This window comes from Staphylococcus pragensis (genome assembly GCF_004785665.1).
Classification (GTDB): domain Bacteria; phylum Bacillota; class Bacilli; order Staphylococcales; family Staphylococcaceae; genus Staphylococcus; species Staphylococcus pragensis.
Window position 1 is genome coordinate 78762 of the sequence record NZ_SRPJ01000004.1, and the last position, 26029, is coordinate 104790.

Here is a 26029-nt window from a genome sequence, read left to right on the forward strand (position 1 = left end):
AGAAAGTGTGAAATGAAATGGATATATTAACTAATGTACCCTTAGCATTTTTTCAGGGATTTCTTTTATTTTTGACAGCTAAAATAATTTTAAATATTAAATTTACTTTAAGGGATTATTCCATTATTTTATTGGTTATGATCCCTTCGAGTTTTTTATTTTACTTTTTTGGAAGTATATCAATATTATATTTACTAATCGGTTGCGGAATTTTTTTATATACTAAAGTAAAACTTTATTCACTTATAACTGTTTTAAGTAGTGCTATTTTAATGTTTTTAAGTAATTTTATAGGCTTTTTCCTAGTTGTTGTAGTTGAGAATTTGACTAATAATTCTTTAATTATTTCTTTTTCATATTTATTGATATTTCTTCTTATCACATTAATATTAGCTTATTCAGTTAGGTTTTTAATTAATAAGTTGATGCAATCATACTTATCAATAAATAAGACTTATTTAACAGTAATTTCAATAGTACTCATACTTTCATGTATAATCTTATATATTTATTCGCACACTTCTAATCTAAGCGATGCTTCTTTAAAAATGTATGGTTTGATATTTATCGGTATTATATTCTTTTTCTCATTATTAATAGTGTTAATATCAAATTACACTATCAAAGAACTTCGCTACAAGCGTAATATGGAGGAAATTGAAACGTATTATGAATACACGTTACAAATTGAATCGATTAACAATGAGATGCGTAAGTTTCGACATGATTACGTTAATATTTTAACGACGATGTCTGAGTATATTCGTGAAGATGATATGACTGGTTTACGACAATACTTTAATGAAAATATTGTGCCAATGAAGGATAATCTTCAAATGAAATCGATTAAAATTAATGGCACAGAGAACTTAAAGGTTCGTGCTATTAAAGGTTTAGTAACTACTAAAATTCTTCAAGCTCAAGAGAAGAATATTCCTATTAGTATTGAAGTGCCTGAATTAGTAGAACATATTGAATTGAATACGATTGATTTAAGCCGAATTATTGGAATTATTATTGATAATGCCATTGAAGCTTCTGAGGATTTAGAGGATGCTTTAATTCGAATTGCTTTCATAAACACTGAAAGTTCGGTTATGTTTATTGTGATGAATAAATGTAAAGAAGATATGCCTCGTATTCATGAATTGTTCCAAGAACGCTTTTCAACTAAGGGAGAGAATCGAGGTTTAGGTTTATCAACATTAAAAGAAATTACGGATTCTACTGAAAATGTGTTACTTGATACAACCATTGAAAATGGCTACTTCATTCAAAAAGTAGAAATTATAAATAATATGTCATAAGGATGTGTAATGATGAAAATATTCATTTGTGAAGATGATGAAAAACAACGTGAAAATATGGTTTCAATTATTAACAATTATATAATGATTGAGGAAAAACCAATGGAAATTGCGTTAGCTACAGATGATCCTTATGAGGTTATAGAGCAATCGAAAGAAATGAATGATGTAGGTTGCTATTTCTTAGATATTCAATTAGAAGCCGATATGAACGGTATTAAATTAGGTAGTGAAATCCGTAAATATGACCCGATTGGCAATATCATTTTTGTGACAAGTCATAGCGAATTAACTTATTTAACATTTGTTTATAAAGTATCTGCGATGGATTTTATTTTTAAAGATGACCCTAGTCAGTTAAAAACAAGAATTATCGATTGTTTAGAAACTGCGCATACACGCTTAAAGTTACTTTCAAAAGAAAGTAATGTTGAAACCATCGAATTAAAACGTGGTAGCAATTCTATTTATGTACAATATGATGATGTGATGTTCTTTGAATCATCAACGAAGTCACATCGCTTAATTGCACATCTAGATAACCGTCAAATTGAATTTTATGGCAATCTTAAAGAACTTGCTCAGTTAGATGACCGCTTCTTTAGATGTCATAACAGTTTTGTCGTCAATCGCCACAACATCGAATCAATCGATTCAAAAGAACGTATCGTTAACTTTAAAAATGGTGAACATTGTTACGCTTCCGTTCGTAATGTAAAAAAAATATAGACATACAAAAGCACCAACTGATGACATTTGTCATAGTTGGTGCTTATATATTATCTACTTAAGATCTTTCGTCACTTCTTCTAGTGTAGGGATACTTTCAATCGCACCATATTGAGTCGTCACTTTAGCTGCTACTAAGTTACTGAATTTAAGTATGTCGTGACCTTCCTGTTCAAATAGTGCCGTAATATCAGTTGTTGAACTATTTAACATTCTACTAATTACCGCTCCTATAAAGGCATCTCCTGCACCAGTTGTATCAATTGCTTTCACTTTATAACCGTCGTGATGAATAGTTTCCCCATTTTTCAAGAAAATGGTAGCTCCTTTAGGACCTTGTGTATAAATGACTGCTTCAACATTACCTGTAAATAATGATTGAATCGCTTCTGATTCATCTGCTTTACCAGTAATGAACTCGATTTCTTCATCAGAGACTTTAATAACGTGTGCTTTAGGAATAAATTCTTGAATCGCCGCTTTACATGCCTCTGCACTATCCCATAATGGTAATCTTACGTTTGGATCAAAAACAACGATACCATTGGCAGCTTCGAATTTATCAATCATTACTTTGTGAGACGCTTTCATCTCACTTTCTACTAAATCGACTGAACAAAAATGTAAAATATCATGTTCTGAAATTGTAATTTCGTCTAAGTAAGATGGTTGATATAACATATCTGCTGAGGGCTTACGATAAAATGAAAAATCACGTTGCCCGTCTTCTTTTAGACTTACAAATGCTAGTGCCGTATTCGCCTCGTTAGTTCTTCTAATATACTGTGTACCTACACCAAGTTGGTCTAACGTTTCTACAATAATATCGCCAAATGCATCGTGACCAAGTTGTGTTACCATTTCAGCATTAGCGCCTAGTTTTTGAGTCACACTCGCAACATTCGCGGGTGCGCCCGCTACTTGACGACTAAATTGAGTGACGTCTTTCAATTCAGAGTTAGTGACATTAGGAATAAAATCTATTAATGCTTCGCCTAGTGCATATAATTTTCTCATTTATCTCTCACCTTTAAGTTCATATTTCGTAAATTGTAAATATACTTGTCCTGACATAGTAGATGTTTTAATTCCTGTTGTTGCTTCATCTGGAAAAATTCGCGATGTAAGTACACGTTCGCCATCGTTACAGAATATTTCTACACTCGATGTGTCTACAAAAATTTGTAAATTTGTAAGTGGCGTATCTAAAATAGTGCTACGCGTCATATCTGTTACATTATCCGGTAATAAACCACTTTCTGAACGATCTAATGTGATTTTTTGTTCTCTCGTATTGTATGTAATCAGAGTTGAACATTTTTTGGAAGTACGTAATTCAAAATAGATTTCTGATGCTTCATTTTCCAAAATTTCAATATTTAATTCATAATGCGTGCCTTCATAAGGATGTAACATACGGGAAAATTTATCAGCATAACCTAATGCAGTTTCTTTGTTCGTACGTAACTTCTTAAGCGCTTGATGAGGACGTTGTCTCAACTTACCCTCTTCAACAGATAATTCACGAGGAATCGTTAAACAATGTGCCCATCCTTCTGAATCAGTTGGATAATTAATTTCTGGCAAACCCATCCATCCAATTAATATGCGTTTGCCATGTTCATCAACAAATGTTTGTGGCGCATAAAAATCAAATCCATTATCTAATTCAATAAATTCATTATGTTCAAAACTTAGAGAATCGAAATCTAATTCGCCAATCATATAACCGGACTGATAAATATTTCTAAATTTATCTCCTTTGGCATCTAGACCTTGAGGACTAAATAAAATGACATCTTCCCCATCTAATTTGAAGTAATCAGGGCATTCCCACATGTAGCCGAAATCTTCCAAACTAGTGTGAAGCTCACCTACAAATTCCCAATGCTCCAGTTGACGTTCTACTGTTCTATATAGTAAAAACCGACCTAATTCATTGTTATTTTGGACGCCAATGATAGCATAGAACTCACCATCATGTTCAAATACTTTAGGGTCTCTAAAATGACTTGTATAGCCCTCAGGTTGGTGTGCAATGACAGGCTTTTCAAATTTGTGAACTGTACCATCCTTATCTACTTTGGCTATCATTTGACTAGCATAGCGCTCCCAATGCTCATCGCGATGATTACCAGTATACATATAATATAACTGCCCCTCATGTTCAAAGGCACTCCCACTATAAACACCATGACTATCATATACCGTATCAGGCTTAAGTACTGGGCCTTGAGGCTCGAAAGTTACTAGGTCATTACTAGTATAATTAAACCAGTATTTCAAACCATGAACAGCACCTAAAGGAAACCACTGATGAGAAATATAATACTTGCCATCCAAATAGATTAAACCGTTTGGATCGTTAAGCAGTCCTGTCTCAGGTTGAATATGAAATGTTTGACGGTATTTAGATGATGCGACTTGATGTTTTAAGTCTTCTAATTGTGTTGATTCAACGTCCTCTAAACGACGATAACGTTCTTCTCTTGACCATTCAGCCATGTTATCCCTCCAATGATAGAGATTATTGTTTATTTCATTTTATCATTTCTATTGGTATCGGTCCCACATTTAAATATTTATTTTATAATTCGACAGAAATGAGCGTTTTTGATGCTTCCTTTTCCGAAAAAATTAAATCATGTAACTGTCTCATAGCCTGTGTTCCCGCTTCAAAATAATTAAATTTAACTGTGATAATCTCTGGGGATACCAATTGCGTCATCGGATCACCACCAAATCCATAGATAGATGGCATTTGTTTAGCATAATCGGTTTGGACACAATAATTATGTATCGCTAAAGCAATCGAATCAGTCGCACCAATAAGTGCATCCATCCTAGGCATAGTTTGAAGCATTTCTGCAACATCACGTTTCGCTTCTTCATACTTAAATGAAGTCTCAAATATTTGAGGATGAATATGATATTGCTTAAGCGCCTCAATTAAGCCCTGTTTACGTTCTATCCCCACAGCAATATCATCTTCCGTAACACCAAAGAAACAAAGATTTTGAAGTTGCTGTTGACCAATCATTTCACCCACTAAGTATCCTGCTTGATAATCATCGTGAACGATACTATGCATGTGCTTATGCGATTGTCCCACAAGAATAATAGGCACATCGATTTTTTGTATTACTTCAAGATGTTGAGCAGTTAACGTTGTAGCCATGAGTATAATGCCATCCACCTTGCTTCTTGAAAAGGTTTCAAGTGCTGCAATCTCAGCATTAATATCTAATCCTGTATAATTTAACAGTAATTGATACTGGTGCTGCTGACACACACTTACAATGCCTTTAACGGTTTCATCTACTGCATGAGAGTTCATGCGTGGAATGATTGCTCCAATAATATTTGTATGTTTCGCACGTAAACTTTGAGCGAATTGATTAGGTTGATAATCATGTTCTGCAATAATACGACTCAATTTATCTTTTGTTTTTGCACTTACAGACCCATTATTTAAAAAGCGGGAGACTGTGCTTTTAGAGACTCCCGCTAATTTTGCGATATCTGATATATTTTTCATTAATTTAATCACCTAAATTTGTAGCCATTTAAGATATATTTTATCACAATTGTAATCGCTTAAAATACTAATTTTCAACTTAGGGATAGGCTGTTTCAAAATATATATTAATATCTTTTATTTAATTTATTAAGCTTACCGTAAAAGTATGCTTTCTCACCGTGAACAATTTCATCTAATCCTGTTTCGTCTTCTTCTTCAGTAGTTGCTAATGGCATCAGGTGTTGTAACACTTTTCCAATAACCCAAGTTACAAAAATGGTATAAATAACAACCACTACTACTGCAATAAATTGCACGAACACTGCATGGATATTACCAGTGTATACAAGACCATTGTCTATATCTCCATTAACAGCGTGAGATTGGAATACGCCGGTAAGCACTGCTCCAACTACACCGCCTACACCGTGAATACCAAACGCATCTAATGTGTCATTATATTTGAACTTCTCTTTAATAATGTTAATAACAAAGTAGCATGCGATACCACCGCAAATTGAAATGATATATGCATTTAAATAGCTTACATATCCTGCCGCAGGAGTAATAGCTACTAATCCTGCAAGGACCCCTGATAATAATCCAAGGAGGCTAAGTTTTTTCGTTACTATGTATTCTAGAACTAACCAACTGAAAGCACCGCCGCTAGCTGCAATTACAGTGTTTACAAATGAAGCTAATGCAACATCATTAAATGCATAGGCACTACCAGTATTGAATCCATACCATCCCATCCAAACGAGAATACCACCAATTAATGTGATTAATAAATTATGGGGCTGAATTTTTTCGATTTTTTTACCATTACCAATCATAATGGCTAAGATAAGTCCTGATACCCCTGAAGTAATATGTACAACAGTTCCTCCGGCGTAATCTAATGCGCCTAACTTACCTATCCAACCGCCACCCCAAACCCAGTGTGCCACTGGACTATAAATAACGATAACCCATATAATGATGAAAATTGTAAACGGAATAAATCTCATACGTTCCGCAATGGAACCAGATAAAATTGAGACCGCAATAGTACAAAACATCATTTGAAATAACATAAATAAGGCAAACGGAACATGCGGACTTAAATCTTGATTAATCGCAAAACCTACATGTTGTAAACCTATAAAATCAAAGTTTCCTATTAAGTCATTTCCAGATCCAAAACTTAATGTAAAACCGAATGTTATCCATGTGAAAGTTACGATAATCATCGCTGCCATACTTTGCATTACTGTGTTCAGTACGTTTTTAGATTGTACGAGACCACCGTAGAATAAACTTAATCCCGGTGTCATTACCCACACGAGTAAAGTACAAAGAAATAAAAAAATTGTGTCATCCATCTTCATAATTACCACTTCCTTTGAAAACATCATAATGTTAGTTTTTCAATATGGCAAAAATTCGTAAGATAAAATGACACAATATGTTACATAATATAACAAAAGAGGTTGATCTGTATGAGTTAAAAGCCTATTCTATTTGAATTTACTTATGCTTTTTGTACTGTAATTGTCCATGAAGCATCATCCAATTGTTCATAGTTTGTTACTGGATAACCTTGTTCTGCTGCCCAGTTTGGAATGGCTTCAGTCGCTTGGGTACAATCGAAATCTATTTTTAATTCATCACCATTTTCAAGTGTTTGCATTTTCTTTTGAGCTTCAATTAATGGGAATGGACATACCATGCCCACTGTACCTAATTCGTATAACATTATTATTCCTCCAATCCATTCTTTTTACGTTGTTTGAGGCTGTTTAGAAGTAGAAGCAGATTTAGTTTGCTTCGGTGTAGTTTGTTGTTGTAATTTCTTCATCGGTCTTACAAAAATGAAATAACTCATGAACCATACACCAAAGATCATAGATGCTAATGCTATCCAGCCTTTCCAAGACATAACTGCAGTTTCTACTAAGCCGTTACCAATTGAGCAACCGCCTGCAACTGAGGCACCGAATCCCATGCAAATACCACCAATTGCACTATTTCTGATAGTACGTTTATCTGGTAAACGCCATTTAAATTCATGGGAACCTCTTGCAGCAATATATGATCCTAAGAAGATACCTAATATTAATAGAACGCCCCAATCTACTAATTTTGTATCACCTGTAATTAAGAATGTAATTAAATTAGCAGAAGGTGTTGTAATGCCTAATCCATGATCACGTCCCGTTGACATACTCATTGGCCAAGCGATAAATGCTATAAGACCAACCGCGATACCCGCTACAAACGGATGGTAACGTTTCTCAAATAAATAGTGTCTAATACCTGTACATTTTTGTTTAAGTTTCGGTACAGCCATTTTAGGTTTAGGCTTACGTAACGTTTTCACTACGACAAATAATGTAATACCAGTTAAAACAATCGTTAACACCCACATTGGAATACCTGTAGTTTGAGCCATACTTGTATTCACTTTCGTAGGTTTGTTAATCCAATTCATCACTGGAAGTAAGACACCTGTTTTAGTGACTGCAGCAGTAACTGCGTACATAACGAGAGCAATCCAGCTTCCAATTAATCCTTCTCCAGCTCGGTACCAAGTTCCAGTTGCACATCCGCCTGCTAGAACGATACCTATTCCAAAAATGAAGGAACCAATAATAGTCCCTAAAATAGGAAATGTATCATAAGGAATTGCGATTAATCCTAAACTTGTTAATATTACAAGTCCAATACTTTGGACAGTGATTGCTACTAATAAAGCATAAAACATTTTATTATTTTTTTGCACATACATATCTCTAAAACCACCTGTTAAGCAGAAACGTGTACGTTGCATGACAAAGCCTAATAAAATCCCAACGATTAGGCCACTAATAATCATCCAAACCAAATTCAATTACATCCTTTCCCGATTGATTTACTAAGGTATTATAATAGATTAACAATTAATTATCAATAACATTTTTTTGAAATTAATTTTATTGAAATTAAAAAAATCATTCTTCTGCACAAAAGAATGATTTCTGAATAATATTTATTGATTTGAATAGTTTTTCATGAAGAATAAAAGTGATTGTAATTCAATACCTAAATCAATGTGATGGACTTGAACGGTATTTGGCACATCTACTCTAGCAGGCGTGAAATTTAATATTCCTTTGACGTTAGCCTCAACTAGTTGATCTACGACGCTTTGGGCTACCTTTTCAGGTGTAGTAAGAATAACAACATTGATATCTTGTGTTTCAAGTACTTGTTGTAATTCATTTATATGATGCACTTTAACTTCACCGACTTGTTGACCCACAATTTCTTTATCAATATCGAACGCTTCAGTAATAGTCATTTCATCATGAATCGAAAAGTTATATGTTAAAAGTGCTCTTCCTAAGTTCCCTACTCCGACTATAGCAATATGGATGTCTTCACTATTGCTAAGTTCAGATTTAAAAAATTCTAATAAACTATCAATATTGTAGCCATAACCTTTTTTCCCTAACTCACCAAAGTATGAAAAATCCCTTCTAATAGTGGCTGATTCAATATTTAGCGCCTCACTGATAGTTTTTGAATTAACGCGATCAATTCCTTTTGTCTTCAAGGTGTTAACGAATCTATAATATAATGGTAATCGTTTCAATGTTGCACGAGGAATTTTAGCTTGATTTTGAGCCATTAAAGTTGTCCCCCTCTTGTTTGAACTTTTTAATCTATGTATCCAAACTAATTAGCGTGCAATTAGTCATTCCTTTAAAATCACATTATGTCCCATAATGAATACTGACATATTATACCCTAACACTTTTTAAAAATAAATATCTTAGTTTCATGTAACTTTATTATACGGTAAAATAAAGAGTAATGTATAAGGCTATTTTGTGATAAATACTTTTGTTAAAACAATAGAAAGGTGAAACCTGAATGATACTGTTGCAATTAAATGACATTTCGAAGTCATTCGATGGTGAAGATATATTTACTCACGTCAATTTCGAAGTTAAAACTGGCGAACGTATTGGCATCGTTGGTCGAAATGGTGCTGGCAAATCCACTTTAATGAAGATTATTGCTGGTGCTGAAGATTATGATAGTGGCCATATTTCTAAAATCAAAAATTTACGAGTGGGTTATTTAACTCAACAAATGACACTTAATTCTTCATCTACTGTGTTCGAAGAAATGTCTAAACCTTTTGAACACATTAAAAATATGGAAGGTTTAATTAAAGAAGAAACAGATTGGTTAGCAATGCATGCCAATGATTATGATACTGAAGATTATCAACGTCATATGGAACGCTATGAATCGCTATCTAATCAATTTGAACAACTTGAGGGCTATCAATACGAAAGTAAGATTAAAACTGTATTGCATGGTCTTAATTTTAAAGAAGAAGATTTCAGCAAACCTATTAACGACTTTAGTGGAGGCCAAAAAACACGTTTATCTCTAGCACAAATGTTGTTAAGTGAGCCTGATTTATTATTACTAGATGAACCGACGAACCATCTTGATTTAGAAACGACTAAATGGTTAGAAGATTATTTAAAATACTTTAAAGGCGCCATCGTCATTATCAGTCACGACCGTTACTTCTTAGATAAAATAGTGACACAAATTTATGATGTAGCACTTGGAGATATTAAACGTTACGTAGGTAATTATGAACAATTCATTGAACAACGAGATAAATATTATGAACAGCGCATGCAAGAATATGAAAAACAACAAGACGAAATTAAGCGTCTTGAAACGTTTGTAGAGAAAAATATTACTCGTGCGTCTACAAGTGGAATGGCTAAAAGTCGTCGTAAAACGTTAGAAAAAATGGAGCGCATTGATAAACCTATGTTGGATGCAAGAAGCGCCAATATTCAATTTGGTTTTGATCGCAACACTGGTAATGATGTGATGCATATTCGCAATTTAGAAATTGGTTATGAAACACCTATTACCAAACCTATAAATATCGAAGTCACTAAAGGCGATCATATCGCTATTATCGGCCCAAATGGTGTAGGGAAAACAACACTCATTAAAACAATTGCTAACCGCCAAGCTAAATTAGGTGGCGAGGTCATCTTCGGTGCTAATCTTCAAATTGGGTACTATGATCAAAAACAAGCTGAATTTAAATCTAATAAGACCATTTTAGATTATGTTTGGGATCAATATCCTAATATGAATGAAAAAGATGTCCGAGCAGTATTAGGACGATTTTTATTTGTACAAGATGACGTCAAGAAAATCATCAACGATTTATCTGGGGGCGAAAAAGCACGCCTTCAATTAGCACTATTAATGTTACAAAGAGATAATGTTTTAATCCTTGATGAACCTACCAACCATTTGGACATTGATTCTAAAGAAATATTAGAACAGGCTTTACAACACTTTGAAGGTACGATTCTATTTGTTTCTCACGATCGTTACTTTATCAATCAATTAGCGAATAAAGTATTTGATTTAAATAAAGATGGTGGCCAAATGTATCTAGGTGATTATCAATACTATATTGAAAAAACTGAAGAAGCTGCTGCCTTAGAAGCATTTGAAGCGGAACGTACTGATGTTAGTACAGGTGCAGATGAAACTTCTAACAATAAACAAATCAGTAGTTATGATAATCAAAAACAACAACGTAGAGAGCAACGTAAATTAGAACGTCAAATCGAGCAATGTGAAGAGAAAATAGAACAATATGAGAACGATATAACCCATATTGACGAACAACTTACACAACCTGAAATATTTAATGATCCCATCAAAGCAGCAGAACTTGCTAATGAAAAAACTGAGACCGAACAGAAATTAGAACAAGTTATGATAGAATGGGAAGAATTACAAGAAATGTTATAAAGTATCCCTAAGATTAAATAACTAGAAAATAACCTAAAATTTTCTAGTTATTTTTTGTATTTTTTTAATCACAATATTATAAACATTTAAAACTCTGATATATCAAGTATCCACAGACTTATCCTAGTTATCCACAATTCAAATTTTCTGTATTTACATTTCTTTTACACAAAATTAATACCATATCCACATTGTTAAGCACTACTTACCCACAGTTTATTCACATTTTGTTGATAAGTACGCATGTTCCCTATTGACTTACTCATTTTCAAATCATTTCTATTTAGTATTTGATAATAAAAAAAGTGCTAAGTACACATGAATCTATCATTCATCATACTTAACACTAAGCTATAATTATTCTACTGTCGCTTCTTCTATATCCATATTATTTTGACCATTTAGATCTAAATCTGCTGTAATACCAGCTTTATAGAAATAGTATGCTGCAGCACCAATCATTGCCGCATTATCTGTACATAATTTACGGCTTGGTATAGATAGTTTGATATCATGGTCTTCACATAATTCTTGTAAACGTTGACGTAAACCTTTATTACTCGCAACGCCTCCTGCTACGATTAAACGATTGACATGATATTCCTCACAAGCATGAATTGCTTTCGTACTTAGTACTTCGACCACACTATTTTGGAAACTAGTAGCCACATTTGCTTTATTGATTTCTTCATTCTTTTGTTTTAAATTATGCAATTTATTTATCACAGCACTTTTCAAACCACTAAAACTAAAATCATAGCTATCTTTCTCTAACCATACTCTTGGAAAATCGTACGTATCTTCTCCTAAAGCCGCTAATCTATCTACTTCTGGACCACCTGGATATGGTAAACCAATCGTTCTAGCAACTTTATCATAGGCTTCACCCACTGCATCATCACGTGTTTCACCAATCACTTCGAAATTCATATGATCTTTCATATAAACTAATTCAGTATGACCACCAGAAACGATAAGTGCCATTAAAGGAAACGTTAAAGGTTCTTCTAAGTGATTCGCATAAATATGACCAGCAATATGATGAACCGGAATAAGTGGTTTGTCATAAGCAAATGCTAAAGCTTTCGCAGCATTAATGCCAATTAACAATGCTCCAATTAAACCAGGACCCTGTGTTACTGCAATAGCATCAATATCTTCCATTGTGACATCAGCAGTTACGAGCGCCTCTTCAATCGTAGCAGTGATGCCTTCTACATGATGTCTACTTGCCACTTCAGGTACGACGCCACCGAAACGTTTATGACTTTCGATTTGGCTTAACACTGTATTTGATAATATGGTATCACCATTTTTGATAACACTGACACTTGTTTCATCACAACTTGTTTCCACTGCTAATATTAAAGTTTCATTATTCATTTAAATTCACCCACATAACTAACGCATCCTCGCCTTCTCCATAATAATTTTTACGTTTACCTCCAAATTGGAACCCTAAGTTTGTGTAGACATGTTGCGCTACAACGTTCGTTACTCTGACTTCTAGACTCATTATGTCACACGTTGTACTCGCGAAATCCATCACATATTTAAGTAATAATTGTCCTAATCCATAACCTCTGTAATCTTTTCGAATGGCTACGGTAGTAATCTGTGCTTGATCAATCACTATCCAAAGACCTAAATAACCAATAATCTCACCCTCGAAAATGATAACAAAATACTTTGCGAAGTTATTTTCATTCAGTTCATGATAAAATGCATCAATTGTCCAAGAACTGTCATTAAAACTTTCACGTTCAATATCAAATACACTTGGGACATCATCAACTTGCATTGCTCGTATCGTTAATTCTGATTCTGTTGGTTTAACCAATTGCGTTCCGCCTCTGACATTTTAATATAATTGGGTACAAATGTATGGATATTTTCAGGTTCCGCTATCAATGAATACATTATAGCTGCACGCGGTAAATTAGCCTGGATATCATCATTTAATTGTTCTGCTAACTTTTCAGCATCTGTTCCAATAAATAAATACGATTGCTGATGTTTGTTTAACCAGTCTAATAATTCTTTAATTGAAATATATTGATCTTCTAAAATGGTTCTTAATTGTCCATCAACGTATTGATAAACACCCGTATAGACCGCTTCACGACGAGCATCAAACACTGGTACTAATAAACGTTCTTGAGCTTTAGTTTCTTCTACTGTCGCTGCTAAAGCCTGTAATGAAGATACGCCATATAAGTCAGTATTTAAAGCATACGCTAATGTTTTAGCAGTAGTCACACCGATTCTAACACCTGTATAAGAACCAGGACCTTTAGCTACTACAATCGCATCTAATTCTTCTTTATTTAAATTCGCTTGTTCAAATAACGCTTTAATACCTGGCATCAATTGACTGGAGTGATCTTTATTACTTTCAACAGTCTGCTCTGCCAAAACTTGGTCATTAGCCATTAAAGCAATTGACATCGGACGATTAGACGTATCAATAAGTAGTGAATTCACGTTCTACTTCCTCCTTAACTTTAGAATAGTGATCGCCTTTTGCAATCAATTCAATCTCACGTTCTGTTTCACTCACAGTTTTAATATTAACAATTAACTGCGTAGCGGGTAATAAATCTTCGATAAATTGACTCCATTCAATCACGGTAATTGCTTCATCTTCAAAATATTCATTAAATCCTAAATCTTCATCAGAATCTTCAAGACGATAACAATCCATATGATGTAACTTTAGCGATTGACCTTTATACGATTTGATAATATTAAAGGTAGGAGAATTAATATTTCGTTTTACGCCGAGATGTTTACCTATAAATTGTGTTAATGTTGTTTTACCTGCGCCTAAATCTCCATTTAATAAAATTAAATCTCCTGATTCAAGATGTTTAACTAATATGCCAGCAAAACGATTCATGTCATCTAAATGTTTTATACTTATCATTTGCTTTGCTCTCTCCTATTTTGAAAATTCCTTCTACAAACATATTCATTATTTCTTACAATTAAAAAATTTAGCTATGTTGGTCTCAATTTTAACTTACTAATTGTAACAAATTTTAGCGGAAATTTCTCTCTATTCAGTTGAAATACATATCTGTGAATTGTTAGAAAATTCAAAAAAGAGTATTGACTTAAAAAACGCATTGTAGTAAATTTAATTTATCGAATTTTAAAACAATTCTAACAATTTAAATAACCGACCATTCACTAGAAAGGAGTATATTAAAATGACTCAATTTAATACGCAACCACACGCTGTAATACATAATTTAATTATTTTATTATACTCCGAAGGCTGGAACTTTAGTATTTAATAATATGCTAAAAGTTTAAGTCCTATTTCTCATTGAATGGGACTTATTAACGTCCCAATCACATTGGGGCGTTTTTTTATTTTTATAATTTACAACTTGACGGGGGGAATTTTTAATGAGAAGCGACATGATAAAAAAAGGTGATCATCAAGCACCTGCTAGAAGTCTTTTACATGCTACGGGCGCACTCAAAAATCCAACAGATATGGACAAACCATTTGTAGCAATTTGTAATTCTTATATCGATATTGTGCCAGGACATGTCCACTTGCGAGAATTAGCTGATATTGCCAAGGAAGCCATACGCGAGGCAGGAGCTATTCCATTTGAATTTAATACAATCGGCGTTGATGATGGCATAGCTATGGGCCATATTGGTATGCGCTATTCACTTCCTTCACGAGAAATTATTGCGGATGCTGCTGAAACAGTTATTAATGCACACTGGTTTGATGGCGTATTCTATATTCCAAATTGCGATAAAATCACACCGGGTATGATATTAGCTGCTGTTAGAACCAATGTACCAGCTATTTTTTGTTCAGGAGGACCGATGAAAGCTGGTCTTTCCGCTCAAGGTAAAGCACTTACTTTATCTTCAATGTTTGAAGCAGTCGGTGCTTTTAAAGAAGGTAGCATTACTAAAGAAGAATTTCTAGATATGGAACAGAACGCCTGCCCTACTTGTGGTTCATGCGCAGGTATGTTTACCGCTAATTCAATGAACTGTTTAATGGAAGTTCTTGGTTTAGCTCTACCTTATAATGGCACAGCTTTGGCTGTTAGTGATCAACGACGTGAAATGATTCGCGAAGCTGCTTTTAAATTAGTAGAGAATATTAAAAAGGATATCAAACCTCGAGATATTGTCACTAGAGAAGCAATTGATGATGCTTTCGCTTTAGACATGGCAATGGGTGGTTCAACAAATACTGTCTTACATACATTAGCAATTGCTAATGAAGCTGGAATTGATTATGACCTAGAACGTATCAATGAAATTGCGAAACGTACCCCTTACTTATCCAAAATAGCACCAAGCTCTGCTTATTCAATGCATGATGTGCATGAAGCTGGAGGTTGCCCGGCTATTATTAATGAATTAATGAAAAAAGAAGGCACGTTACACCCTGATCGTATTACAGTCACAGGCAAGACATTGAGAGAAAATAACGAAGGTAAAGAAATTAAAAACTTCGAAGTGATTCACCCACTTGATGCACCTTACGATAAAGAAGGCGGTCTATCCGTACTATTTGGTAATTTAGCGCCAAAAGGTGCAGTTATTAAGGTAGGTGGTGTAGATCCATCTATTAAAGTATTCACTGGCAAAGCCATTTGTTTTGATTCACATGATGCAGCTGTTGAAGCAATTGACAATAAAACAGTACGCGAAGGCCATGTCGTCGTTATTCGTTATGAAGGCCCTAAAGGTGGTCCAGGTATGCCAGAAATGTTAGCCCCTACTTCTTCAATCGTAGGTAGAGGTTTAGGTAAAGATGTAGCATTGATTACTGACGGACGTTTTTCAGGAGCTACAAGAGGTATCGCTGTTGGACATATTTCTCCTGAAGCCGCTTCAGGTGGGCCAATAGGATTAATTAACGATGGCGATGAAATTACCATTGATTTAATACATCGCACACTTAACGTTAATCAACCTGATGAAGTACTTGAGCAACGTAGACAAGTTTTACCCCCTTTTAAAGCGAAAGTTAAAACAGGTTATTTAGCGCGATACACTGCTTTGGTTACTAGCGCAAATACAGGTGGCATAATGCAAGTGCCTGAGAATCTTATTTAATATTAAGGAGTGTTAGCAATGACGAATAAAAAGGAAAGTAACGTAATCGAATCTCATCCGAATGAACCCCTTTCTGGTTCAGAATTACTAGTTGAATCATTATTACATGAAAGCGTAGATTTCATCTTTGGCTATCCAGGAGGTGCCGTATTACCCCTATACGACACATTTTATGATGGCAAGATTAAACATATTTTAGCGCGTCACGAACAAGGTGCTACACATGCTGCTGAAGGATACGCTCGTGTTTCCGGTAAAACAGGCGTCGTGGTCGTTACTAGTGGTCCAGGTGCAACAAACGCTATCACTGGTATTACTGATGCTTATAGTGATTCACTACCCCTTGTAGTATTTACTGGTCAAGTAGCAACATCAGGTATTGGTAAAGATGCTTTCCAAGAAGCAGATTTACTTTCAATGACTACACCAATTACTAAAGCTAATTACCAAGTAAAACATGTGGATGATATTCCAAGAATTGTCCACGAAGCATTTTATGTTGCTAACTCGGGACGTAAAGGACCTGTAGTCATTGATTTTCCTAAAGACATGGGTGTGTTAACATCTTCTGCTCCCCTTGAAAATGAAGTTCATTTACCTGCATATAAAGTTGTAGAAGAACCTAATAGAGCCGATATTCAGCAATTAAGCGAGTATTTATCTAAAGCTAAAAAACCACTTATTTTAGCTGGAGCAGGTATCAATCATTCAAAATCGAATAGCTTGTTAACAGCGTTTGCCACTCAACATCAAATACCCGTAGCCACTACATTATTAGGCTTAGGTGCTATACCTTATGAGAATCCTCTCTTCTTAGGTATGGGCGGTATGCATGGATCATATGCGAGTAATATGGCATTGACTGAATGTGATTTACTCATTAACTTAGGTAGTCGTTTTGATGACCGTTTAGCAAGTAATCCTAATGAATTTGCCCCAAATGCGACAGTTGTACATGTAGACATTGATGAATCAGAAATCAATAAAGTTATTTCAACTGATTTAGGCATCGTTGCTGATTGTAAGAAAGTGCTCGAAGCGTTAGCGCAGACCTTTTCAAATACAGTAGAACACTCTGAGTGGGTTAAACATTGTTTAGCGAATAAAGATAAACATCCATTTAAATATCAACCAGCCGACGAAACGTTCTGTAGACCTCAAGAAGCCATTGAATATATCGGCAAGATTACTCATGGCGATGCAATTGTAACGACTGATGTAGGTCAACATCAAATGTGGGCAGCTCAATTCTATCCATTCAAAAACTATGGCCAATGGGTTACGAGTGGTGGTTTAGGTACGATGGGCTTTGGTATCCCTTCTGCAGTCGGAGCACAATTAGCTGCGCCAGATAAGACAGTCATTTGTTTCGTCGGTGACGGTGGTTTCCAAATGACTAACCAAGAAATTGCTTTATTACCTGAATACAACCTTAATGTAAAAATCGTCCTTATTAATAATGGAACGTTAGGCATGGTTAAACAATGGCAAGATAAATTCTTTAATAAACGTTTTTCTCATTCCGTATTTAATGACCAACCTGATTTTATGAAAATGGCTGAAGCATACGGTATCAAAGGTTTCTTAATTGATAATCCTAAACATTTACACGCAACATTGGACGAAGCTTTTACATACGAAGGACCTGCATTAATTGAAGTTAGAGTATCCCCTGTTGAACCAGTTAATCCTATGATTCCTAGTGGTAAAGCGAATCATGAAATGGAGGGTCTAGAATGAAAAGAACGTTACATTTAAAAGTTACAGATCAAGTGAGTACGTTAAATCGAATTACAAGTGCTTTTGTAAGGTTACAATATAATATTAGTGAATTAATCGTTAAACCTTCTTCAGAGGAAGGCATTTCAGATATGTTAATCACCGCAAATATTGAAGATGAAGCTATACTTAAAATTTTAATTGCAAAGTTAAATAAACAAATTAGCGTCATCGATATTGAAGAAGTTAAAGCTTAATATTTATATTTAATGAAATGATGCGCTAGCATTTACAAATAATTTAATAACATAATGCCTATCATCAATAATTGTAGATAATTTGTATCTATAATTTTAAGAATATTCAAAATTTTATGTAAGTTACAAATTGGAGGAACATATTATGACAAAAGTTTATTATGATCAATCAGTAGAAAAAGATGCTTTACAAGGTAAAAAAATTGCAGTAATTGGTTACGGTTCACAAGGACATGCGCATGCACAAAACTTAAAAGACAATGGTTATGATGTAGTCGTTGGTATCCGCCCTGGACATTCTTTCGATAAAGCTAAAGAAGATGGCTTTGACGTATATCCTGTTAATGAAGCAGTCAAACAAGCAGATGTCGTTATGGTGTTATTACCAGATGAAATCCAAGGTAACGTATACAAAAATGAAATTGAACCTAATTTAGAAGCGGGCAATGCATTAGCTTTCGCACACGGATTTAACATTCACTTTGGTGTTATTCAACCCCCTGCTGACGTAGATGTATTCTTAGTTGCACCTAAAGGTCCTGGTCATTTAGTAAGACGTACGTTTGTAGAAGGTACTGCTGTACCAGCATTATTCGGTGTACAACAAGATGCTTCAGGTCATGCACGTGATATCGCATTAAGTTATGCCAAAGGTATTGGTGCAACACGTGCTGGTGTTATTGAAACTACATTCAAAGAAGAAACTGAAACTGATTTATTCGGTGAACAAGCTGTACTTTGTGGTGGTATCCATAAATTAATTCAAAGTGGTTTTGAAACTTTAGTTGAAGCTGGATATCAAAAAGAATTAGCATACTTTGAAGTATTACATGAAATGAAATTAATCGTTGATTTAATGTACGAAGGCGGAATGGAAAACGTTCGCTATTCTATTTCAAATACAGCTGAATTTGGTGACTATGTATCTGGACCACGTGTTATCACTCCAGAAGTTAAAAATAACATGAAAACTGTATTAGAAGATATTCAAAACGGTAACTTTGCTAATCGTTTTGTTAAAGATAATGAAAATGGCTTTAAAGAATTCTATCAATTACGTGAACAACAACATGGTCATGAAATCGAAGCGGTTGGTCGTGAATTAAGAAAAATGATGCCATTTATTAAATCTAAAAGTATCCAAAAATAAATAACAAGGAGATGTTAAAAATGGAAAGCCATATTCAAATTTTTGATACTACATTAAGAGATGGAGAACAAACACCTGGTGTTAACTTTTCTTTTGATGAACGTTTAAAGATAGCTAAACAGCTTGAAAAATGGGGTGTAGATGTACTTGAAGCAGGATTTCCCGCTTCGAGTACAGGAAGCTTCAAGTCTGTTCAAGCCATTTCAAAAGCTTTGACTACTACTGCCGTATGTGGATTGGCACGTTGTAAAAAATCTGATATTGACGCAGTATACGAAGCAACTAAAGATGCAGTCAAACCAGTAGTGCACGTATTTATAGCAACCTCCCCTATTCACTTAAAACACAAACTGAAAATGACACAAGAAGAAGTGCTTGCATCTATCAAAGAACACGTAACTTATGCTAAGCAATTCTTTGATGTGGTTCAATTCTCACCTGAAGATGCATCTAGAACAGACATGGCATTTCTCATTCAATCTGTGCAAACTGCAGTTGATGCTGGAGCAAGTATAATCAACATTCCAGATACTGTTGGATATAGCTATCCTACTGAATATGGTCAAATTTTTAAATCTTTAATTGAAAATGTTAAATCAGAACATAACGTAGTTTATAGTGCACATTGTCATGATGATTTAGGTATGGCAGTTGCGAATAGTTTAGCTGCTATTGAAAATGGCGCTAAACGTATTGAAGGTACTGTGAATGGTATTGGTGAACGTGCAGGTAATACAGCACTTGAGGAATTGGCATTAGCATTATATGTTCGTCGCGATCATTACGGCATTGAATCAAACTTAGTCCTTTCTGAAACTAAAAACACTTCTGACCTTATTTCTAGATATGCAGGAATTCGTGTTCCTAGAAATAAAGCTATCGTTGGACAAAATGCATTTAGTCATGAGTCAGGTATTCATCAAGATGGCGTGCTTAAAAATCCTGAAACGTATGAAATTATGACGCCTCAATTAGTCGGTATTCGTCAAAACGAATTACCATTAGGCAAACTTTCAGGGAAACATGCCTTTGCGGAAAAACTTAAAACACTAGGCTATGATATTAGTCCTGATGAACAAGTAGAGTTATTTAAACAATTTAAAGCAGTAGCCGATAAGAAAAAATCAGTTTCAGATAAAGATATTCATGCAATTATTCAAGGTTCTGAACATGAGCAGAATGCTATTTATCAACTTGAAACATTACAACTTCAATTTGTATCTAATGGCCTACAAAGTGCTGTCGTTGTTATTAAAGATAAACATGGTCATTTACATCAAGATTCAAGTATTGGCACAGGTTCAATCGTTGCTATTTACAATGCTGTTGACCGCATTTTCCAAAAAGAAAGTAAACTGATCGATTATCGTATTGAATCTGTTACAGAAGGTACGGATGCTCAAGCGGAAGTTCGCGTTGAACTTGTTATTGAAGGTCAACCAGTAAATGGTATTGGTATCGATCATGACGTTTTACAAGCCTCATGTAAAGCTTATGTGGAAGCTCACGCTAAATATGTAGCTGAAACTACTGAGAAGGAAGGTAATAAGTCATGACGTATTCTATTGTTGCTTTACCAGGTGATGGTATTGGGCCAGAAATTTTAAGCGGAAGTTTAGAACTATTGAAATTAATTAGTAAGAAATATCATTTCACTTATACTTTAGAAAATTATGATTTTGGAGGAGCTGCCATTGATTCACATGGCACTCCCCTTCCTCATGATACGCTAGTTGCTTGTGAAAAAGCTGATGCAATTTTGTTAGGTGCTGTAGGCGGACCTAAATGGACTGACCCTAACAATCGTCCTGAACAAGGTTTATTAAAGTTACGTAAGTCTCTAGGATTATTTGCGAATATCCGCCCTACTAAAGTTACAGAAGGTACGACACCATTTTCTCCTTTAAAAGAAGAACGCGTTAAAGGTACTGATTTAGTCATCGTACGCGAATTAACAAGCGGTATTTATTTCGGTGAACCAAGACATATTAACGAACATGAAGCACTTGATTCCTTAACCTATACGAAACAAGAAGTAGAACGCATTGCTAGAGTTGCATTTGAATTAGCTTCTCATCGCAAAAAGAAAGTAACTTCAGTAGATAAAGAAAATGTACTGGCTTCAAGTAAGCTTTGGCGTCAAACAGTAATTGAAGTTAGCAAGGATTATCCTGAAGTTGAACTTAATCATTTACTTGTCGATGCGTGTAGTATGCACTTAATCACAAACCCATCTCAATTTGATGTAATTGTGACTGAAAATTTATTTGGAGATATTTTAAGCGATGAAGCTTCAGTTATACCAGGGTCTTTAGGTCTGTCTCCTTCAGCTAGTTTTAGTTTAGAAGGTCCAAGATTATACGAACCTATTCATGGTTCAGCCCCAGATATTGCAAATCAAAATATTGCTAATCCTGTTGGTATGATACTCTCTTTAGCAATGTGTCTTAGAGAAAGTTTAAATCAAGAAAAAGCCGCTACCGAATTAGAAGACTATGTGTATACATTAATTAAAGAAGGTAGAACGACACCTGATTTAGGTGGTCATTATAAAACATCTGATATTTTTAATTTTTTAAAAGAAAAATATAACTAAAAGGAGGAGTACTTAAATATGGGACAAACACTATTTGACAAAGTTTGGGATAAGCACGTCTTAACTGGTAAAGAAGGCGAACCTCAACTCTTATATATCGATTTGCATCTTATACATGAAGTAACTTCTCCTCAAGCATTTGAAGGTTTAAGATTACAAAATCGTCAATTAAGACGCCCTGATTTAACGTTTGCAACGCTTGATCACAATGTACCCACTATTGATATTTTTAATATTAAAGATGAAATTGCTAATAAACAAATTACTACTCTTCAAAAAAATGCTAAAGATTTTGGTGTTCACATCTTTGACATGGGCTCTGATGAACAAGGTATCGTTCATATGGTGGGACCAGAAACTGGTTTAACACAACCTGGAAAGACGATTGTATGTGGTGATTCTCATACTGCCACACATGGTGCATTTGGAGCTATTGCCTTTGGTATTGGGACAAGTGAAGTTGAACATGTCTTTGCTACTCAAACGCTATGGCAAACGAAACCTAAGAATTTGAAGATAGACATTAATGGCACACTACCCTCTGGTGTTTATGCAAAGGATATTATTTTATATCTAATTAGCAAGTATGGTGTCGACTTTGGAACTGGATATGCATTGGAATTTACTGGTGAAACGATTAAGTCACTATCTATGGAAGCAAGAATGACGATTTGTAATATGGCTATCGAGGGTGGCGCAAAATATGGACTTATGCAACCTGATGATATTACTTTCGAATATGTTAAAGGACGTCCATATGCTCAAAACTTTGAGAATAGTATAGATGAATGGCGTACACTTTATACTGATGACGATGCGCATTTTGATAAAGTGATTGAATTAGACGTCAGCAATTTAGAACCACAAGTCACTTGGGGAACTAATCCAGAAATGGGTGTAGGTTTCGATACTCCTTTTCCAGAAATAAAAAATATTAATGATGAACGTGCATATCAATATATGGGTCTATCCCCTGGTCAAAAGGCAGAAGATATAGATTTAGGATATGTCTTCTTAGGATCTTGTACGAATGCCAGATTATCTGATTTGATTGAAGCTAGTAAGATTGTTAAAGGTAAGCAAGTACATCCTAAAATTACAGCTATCGTTGTCCCTGGATCTCGCACTGTCAAAAAAGAAGCAGAGGCTATGGGCTTAGATACAATCTTTAAAGAAGCTGGATTTGAATGGAGAGAACCAGGTTGCTCAATGTGTCTAGGCATGAATCCAGACCAAGTTCCTGAAGGTGTACATTGTGCGTCTACAAGCAATCGTAACTTTGAAGGTAGACAAGGTAAAGGCGCAAGAACACATCTTGTATCTCCAGCAATGGCTGCAGCTGCTGCGATTAATGGGAAATTTGTAGATGTTCGAAAGGTGGTTGTTTAATTATGGAAATGCAACCTATTACGACTTATACAGGTAAAATAGTTCCTTTATTTAATGATAATATCGATACCGATCAAATCATACCTAAAGTACATCTAAAGAGAATTACTAAAACTGGATTTGGACCTTTCGCCTTTGACGAGTGGCGTTACTTACCTGATGGTTCTGATAATCCAGATTTTAATCCTAATAAACCTGAATATAAAGGTGCTTCTATATTAATTACAGGTGACAACTTTGGTTGTGGTTCTAGTCGTGAGCATGCTGCATGGGCATTAAAAGATTATGGCTTTAATATCATTATTGCCGGAGGATTTAGCGATATCTTTTATATGAATTGTACTAAAAATGGTATGTTACCGATTGTCCTTGATAAAGATGTTAGAGATTATTTAGCAACTCATACTGAAATTACAATAGACCTCCCTAATCAAACAGTTTCAACGCAAGAAAAGTCATTTCACTTTGATATTGATGAAACTTGGAAGAATAAATTGGTCAATGGTTTAGATGATATTGCTATTACGCTTCAATATGAAGATTTAATAGAAAAATATGAAAAACAAAGTAAGGGTTGATAGAATATGACATTAAAGACGACAGTGACATCAAAAGATATAGATGAAGCTTATTTACGTATTAAAAATATTGTTAAAGAAACGCCTTTACAATATGACCACTATCTTTCTCAAAAATATGATTGTAACGTCTATTTAAAAAGAGAAGATTTACAGTGGGTTCGTTCTTTTAAATTACGAGGTGCGTATAATGCCATTTCTATACTAGATCATAAAGCTCAAGCAAAAGGTATCACTTGTGCTAGTGCAGGCAATCATGCACAAGGGGTAGCTTATACTGCCAAAGCATTAGGATTAAATGCAGTTATCTTCATGCCAGTCACTACTCCACTCCAAAAGGTAAATCAAGTAAAGTTTTTTGGAGCTGAAAATGTCGAGATAGTACTTACTGGAGATACTTTTGATGATTGTCTTAAAGAAGCATTACAATATACTGAATTACATCAAATGACTTTTATAGATCCATTCAATAACATCCATACTATTGCAGGCCAAGGCACATTAGCTAAAGAAATTTTAGAACAATCTAAAGAAGATGATATTGTATTTGATTATTTATTTGCTGCTATTGGCGGGGGCGGATTAATTTCAGGAATAAGTACTTATATGGATGATTTCAGCCCTCATACTCAAATCATTGGGGTAGAACCTACAGGAGCAAGTAGTATGTATGAATCTGTAGTTGTTAACAATAAAATTGTCACTTTGGAGCATATTGATAAGTTTGTCGATGGTGCTTCAGTGGCTCGCGTTGGTGACATCACATTTGAAATTGCTAAACAGCATGTCGATGATTATGTCCAAATCGATGAAGGCGCTGTGTGTTCAACTATTCTTGATATGTATTCGAAACAAGCGATTGTAGCTGAACCAGCTGGTGCTTTAAGCGTTTCTGCTTTAGAAGCTTATAAGGATAAGATTAAAAGAAAAAACGTGGTATGTATTGTAAGTGGAGGCAACAATGATATTAATCGTATGAAAGAAATTGAAGAACGTTCATTGTTATATGAAGAAATGAAACATTACTTTATCCTAAACTTTCCACAACGTCCTGGCGCGCTTAAAGAGTTTGTGAATGAGGTGCTAGGGCCACAAGATGATATTACTAAGTTTGAATATCTGAAAAAATCATCTCAAAATACTGGTACAGTTATTATTGGCATTCAACTTAAGAATCATGATGATCTTAATCAATTAAAAACAAATGTGCATGATTTCGATCCTTCGAATATTTATATCAATGAAAATAAAATGTTATATTCATTGTTGATTTAAGAGCAAAGTTAAATAGAAGTGTGCTAAGGTAGATATTCACTCGTTTAAGTTGTTGCGCTTTCCAGGGGTGCTGTCTCTAAAGTAGTTCTTAAATGGATTACCATATCCATTTTAGAACTACTTACCTAAGTGCTATAGCACTTAGATTCAATTAAAATACTGCTCCCCTAGGAGTCTTCACAACTACACTTCGTAATCTATCTTAGAACTACTTACACAAGTGTTAAAGAAGCTGTGTTCATTTTTCTTTATAGAACACTTTTTATAATCATAACAACTCTTTTATTTTATTAGACAGTGTGGTAGTTTCGCTACTTCACTGTCTTTTTCTATTTTAAGATTACTATTTTCTCTTACTATGATATTTATTTAATTTTAGATATTAAAAAAGAGACCTTACGGTCTCGATATCGGCTCATCGCATCCATACGATTTAATTGCCTAGCAACGTCCTACTCTAGCGGAACGTAAATCCAACTACCATCGGCGCTAAGGAGCTTAACTTCTGTGTTCGGCATGGGAACAGGTGTGACCTCCTTGCCATTGTCACCAGACAAGTGAATGATTATAC

Annotated in this window: 23 protein-coding genes and 1 rRNA gene; 12 read left to right on the forward strand and 12 right to left on the reverse strand. The window is 34.6% G+C overall.

Annotated elements, in window-relative coordinates:
* The first annotated feature begins 17 nt into the window (after window positions 1–17).
* On the forward strand, window positions 18–1307 hold the full coding sequence (agrC, locus tag E2558_RS09110) for a quorum-sensing sensor histidine kinase AgrC (protein WP_126565908.1): 1290 nt from the start codon (window positions 18–20) through the stop codon (window positions 1305–1307).
* A gap of 12 nt (window positions 1308–1319) precedes the next feature.
* Window positions 1320–2036, forward strand: a complete 717-nt coding sequence (agrA, locus tag E2558_RS09115) for a quorum-sensing response regulator AgrA (protein ID WP_126565909.1) — start codon at window positions 1320–1322, stop codon at window positions 2034–2036.
* A gap of 54 nt (window positions 2037–2090) precedes the next feature.
* On the opposite strand, the gene E2558_RS09120 is transcribed toward agrA, so the two are convergent.
* The 7 genes from E2558_RS09120 to E2558_RS09150 all read right to left on the reverse strand — a co-directional run bounded on the left by E2558_RS09120 (window position 2091) and on the right by E2558_RS09150 (window position 9208).
* A complete protein-coding gene (locus tag E2558_RS09120; protein ID WP_126565910.1) occupies window positions 2091–3053 on the reverse strand; it encodes a carbohydrate kinase family protein in 963 nt (320 codons plus the stop codon).
* Window positions 3054–4541, reverse strand: coding sequence for a sucrose-6-phosphate hydrolase (locus E2558_RS09125; RefSeq protein ID WP_126565911.1), 1488 nt, complete (start codon window positions 4539–4541; stop codon window positions 3054–3056). It lies immediately after the preceding gene.
* Window positions 4542–4623: 82 nt separating this feature from the next.
* A complete protein-coding gene (locus tag E2558_RS09130) occupies window positions 4624–5574 on the reverse strand; it encodes a LacI family DNA-binding transcriptional regulator (RefSeq protein WP_126565913.1) in 951 nt (316 codons plus the stop codon).
* A 107-nt stretch (window positions 5575–5681) separates the two neighbouring features.
* On the reverse strand, window positions 5682–6926 hold the full coding sequence (locus E2558_RS09135) for an ammonium transporter (protein WP_126565916.1): 1245 nt from the start codon (window positions 6924–6926) through the stop codon (window positions 5682–5684).
* A gap of 143 nt (window positions 6927–7069) precedes the next feature.
* Window positions 7070–7294: a sulfurtransferase TusA family protein gene (locus tag E2558_RS09140; protein ID WP_103296997.1), complete on the reverse strand. Its 225-nt coding sequence runs from the start codon at window positions 7292–7294 to the stop codon at window positions 7070–7072.
* Between the two features lie 24 nt (window positions 7295–7318).
* Entirely contained in the window at window positions 7319–8413 is a 1095-nt protein-coding gene (locus tag E2558_RS09145; protein ID WP_168210235.1) for a YeeE/YedE family protein, read from the reverse strand.
* A gap of 153 nt (window positions 8414–8566) precedes the next feature.
* Window positions 8567–9208 (reverse strand): redox-sensing transcriptional repressor Rex, encoded by a 642-nt coding sequence (locus E2558_RS09150; RefSeq protein WP_126565919.1) that lies wholly within the window; start codon window positions 9206–9208, stop codon window positions 8567–8569.
* Between the two features lie 245 nt (window positions 9209–9453).
* Here E2558_RS09150 and E2558_RS09155 point away from each other — a divergent pair, with 245 nt between their 5' ends.
* Window positions 9454–11391, forward strand: a complete 1938-nt coding sequence (locus tag E2558_RS09155; RefSeq protein WP_126565921.1) for an ABC-F family ATP-binding cassette domain-containing protein — start codon at window positions 9454–9456, stop codon at window positions 11389–11391.
* Between the two features lie 357 nt (window positions 11392–11748).
* On the opposite strand, the gene tsaD is transcribed toward E2558_RS09155, so the two are convergent.
* From tsaD to tsaE, 4 genes are read right to left on the reverse strand one after another with little or no spacing between them, the layout of a single operon-like run.
* Entirely contained in the window at window positions 11749–12774 is a 1026-nt protein-coding gene (gene tsaD, locus E2558_RS09160; protein WP_126565924.1) for a tRNA (adenosine(37)-N6)-threonylcarbamoyltransferase complex transferase subunit TsaD, read from the reverse strand.
* Window positions 12767–13231, reverse strand: a complete 465-nt coding sequence (gene rimI, locus E2558_RS09165; RefSeq protein WP_126565926.1) for a ribosomal protein S18-alanine N-acetyltransferase — start codon at window positions 13229–13231, stop codon at window positions 12767–12769. The genes tsaD and rimI overlap by 8 nt, the downstream gene beginning before the upstream one ends.
* A complete protein-coding gene (gene tsaB, locus E2558_RS09170) occupies window positions 13204–13875 on the reverse strand; it encodes a tRNA (adenosine(37)-N6)-threonylcarbamoyltransferase complex dimerization subunit type 1 TsaB (RefSeq protein WP_126565929.1) in 672 nt (223 codons plus the stop codon). Before tsaB ends, rimI begins: the two co-directional genes overlap by 28 nt.
* Window positions 13856–14317 (reverse strand): tRNA (adenosine(37)-N6)-threonylcarbamoyltransferase complex ATPase subunit type 1 TsaE, encoded by a 462-nt coding sequence (tsaE, locus tag E2558_RS09175; RefSeq protein WP_126565931.1) that lies wholly within the window; start codon window positions 14315–14317, stop codon window positions 13856–13858. The genes tsaB and tsaE overlap by 20 nt, the downstream gene beginning before the upstream one ends.
* A 488-nt stretch (window positions 14318–14805) precedes the next feature.
* Between tsaE and ilvD the strand changes: the two genes are divergently transcribed.
* From ilvD to ilvA, 9 genes are all read left to right on the forward strand, one after another.
* Complete coding sequence (gene ilvD, locus E2558_RS09180) at window positions 14806–16494, forward strand: dihydroxy-acid dehydratase (RefSeq protein WP_126565934.1); 1689 nt, start codon at window positions 14806–14808, stop codon at window positions 16492–16494.
* Window positions 16495–16512: 18 nt separating this feature from the next.
* On the forward strand, window positions 16513–18234 hold the full coding sequence (gene ilvB, locus E2558_RS09185) for a biosynthetic-type acetolactate synthase large subunit (RefSeq protein WP_126565937.1): 1722 nt from the start codon (window positions 16513–16515) through the stop codon (window positions 18232–18234).
* Entirely contained in the window at window positions 18231–18470 is a 240-nt protein-coding gene (locus E2558_RS09190) for an ACT domain-containing protein (RefSeq protein ID WP_126565939.1), read from the forward strand. Before ilvB ends, E2558_RS09190 begins: the two co-directional genes overlap by 4 nt.
* 145 nt (window positions 18471–18615) lie before the next feature.
* Window positions 18616–19620 carry a ketol-acid reductoisomerase gene (gene ilvC / locus E2558_RS09195; RefSeq protein WP_126565941.1) on the forward strand — a complete coding sequence of 335 codons (1005 nt, stop codon included), beginning with the start codon at window positions 18616–18618 and terminating at the stop codon, window positions 19618–19620.
* 20 nt (window positions 19621–19640) lie between these two features.
* The gene (locus E2558_RS09200; RefSeq protein WP_126565943.1) at window positions 19641–21176 is read left to right on the forward strand and encodes a 2-isopropylmalate synthase; all 1536 of its coding nucleotides are present in this window, start codon (window positions 19641–19643) and stop codon (window positions 21174–21176) included.
* Window positions 21173–22216: a 3-isopropylmalate dehydrogenase gene (gene leuB / locus E2558_RS09205; RefSeq protein ID WP_126565946.1), complete on the forward strand. Its 1044-nt coding sequence runs from the start codon at window positions 21173–21175 to the stop codon at window positions 22214–22216. The genes E2558_RS09200 and leuB overlap by 4 nt, the downstream gene beginning before the upstream one ends.
* An 18-nt stretch (window positions 22217–22234) precedes the next feature.
* Window positions 22235–23605, forward strand: coding sequence for a 3-isopropylmalate dehydratase large subunit (gene leuC / locus E2558_RS09210; protein WP_126565948.1), 1371 nt, complete (start codon window positions 22235–22237; stop codon window positions 23603–23605).
* Between the two features lie 2 nt (window positions 23606–23607).
* Complete coding sequence (leuD, locus tag E2558_RS09215) at window positions 23608–24183, forward strand: 3-isopropylmalate dehydratase small subunit (RefSeq protein WP_371869280.1); 576 nt, start codon at window positions 23608–23610, stop codon at window positions 24181–24183.
* Window positions 24184–24189: 6 nt separating this feature from the next.
* Window positions 24190–25458, forward strand: a complete 1269-nt coding sequence (gene ilvA, locus E2558_RS09220; protein WP_126565960.1) for a threonine ammonia-lyase IlvA — start codon at window positions 24190–24192, stop codon at window positions 25456–25458.
* A 439-nt stretch (window positions 25459–25897) separates the two neighbouring features.
* Here ilvA and rrf read toward each other — a convergent pair.
* Window positions 25898–26012 (reverse strand): 5S ribosomal RNA (gene rrf / locus E2558_RS09225).
* Between the last annotated feature and the right edge of the window lie 17 nt (window positions 26013–26029).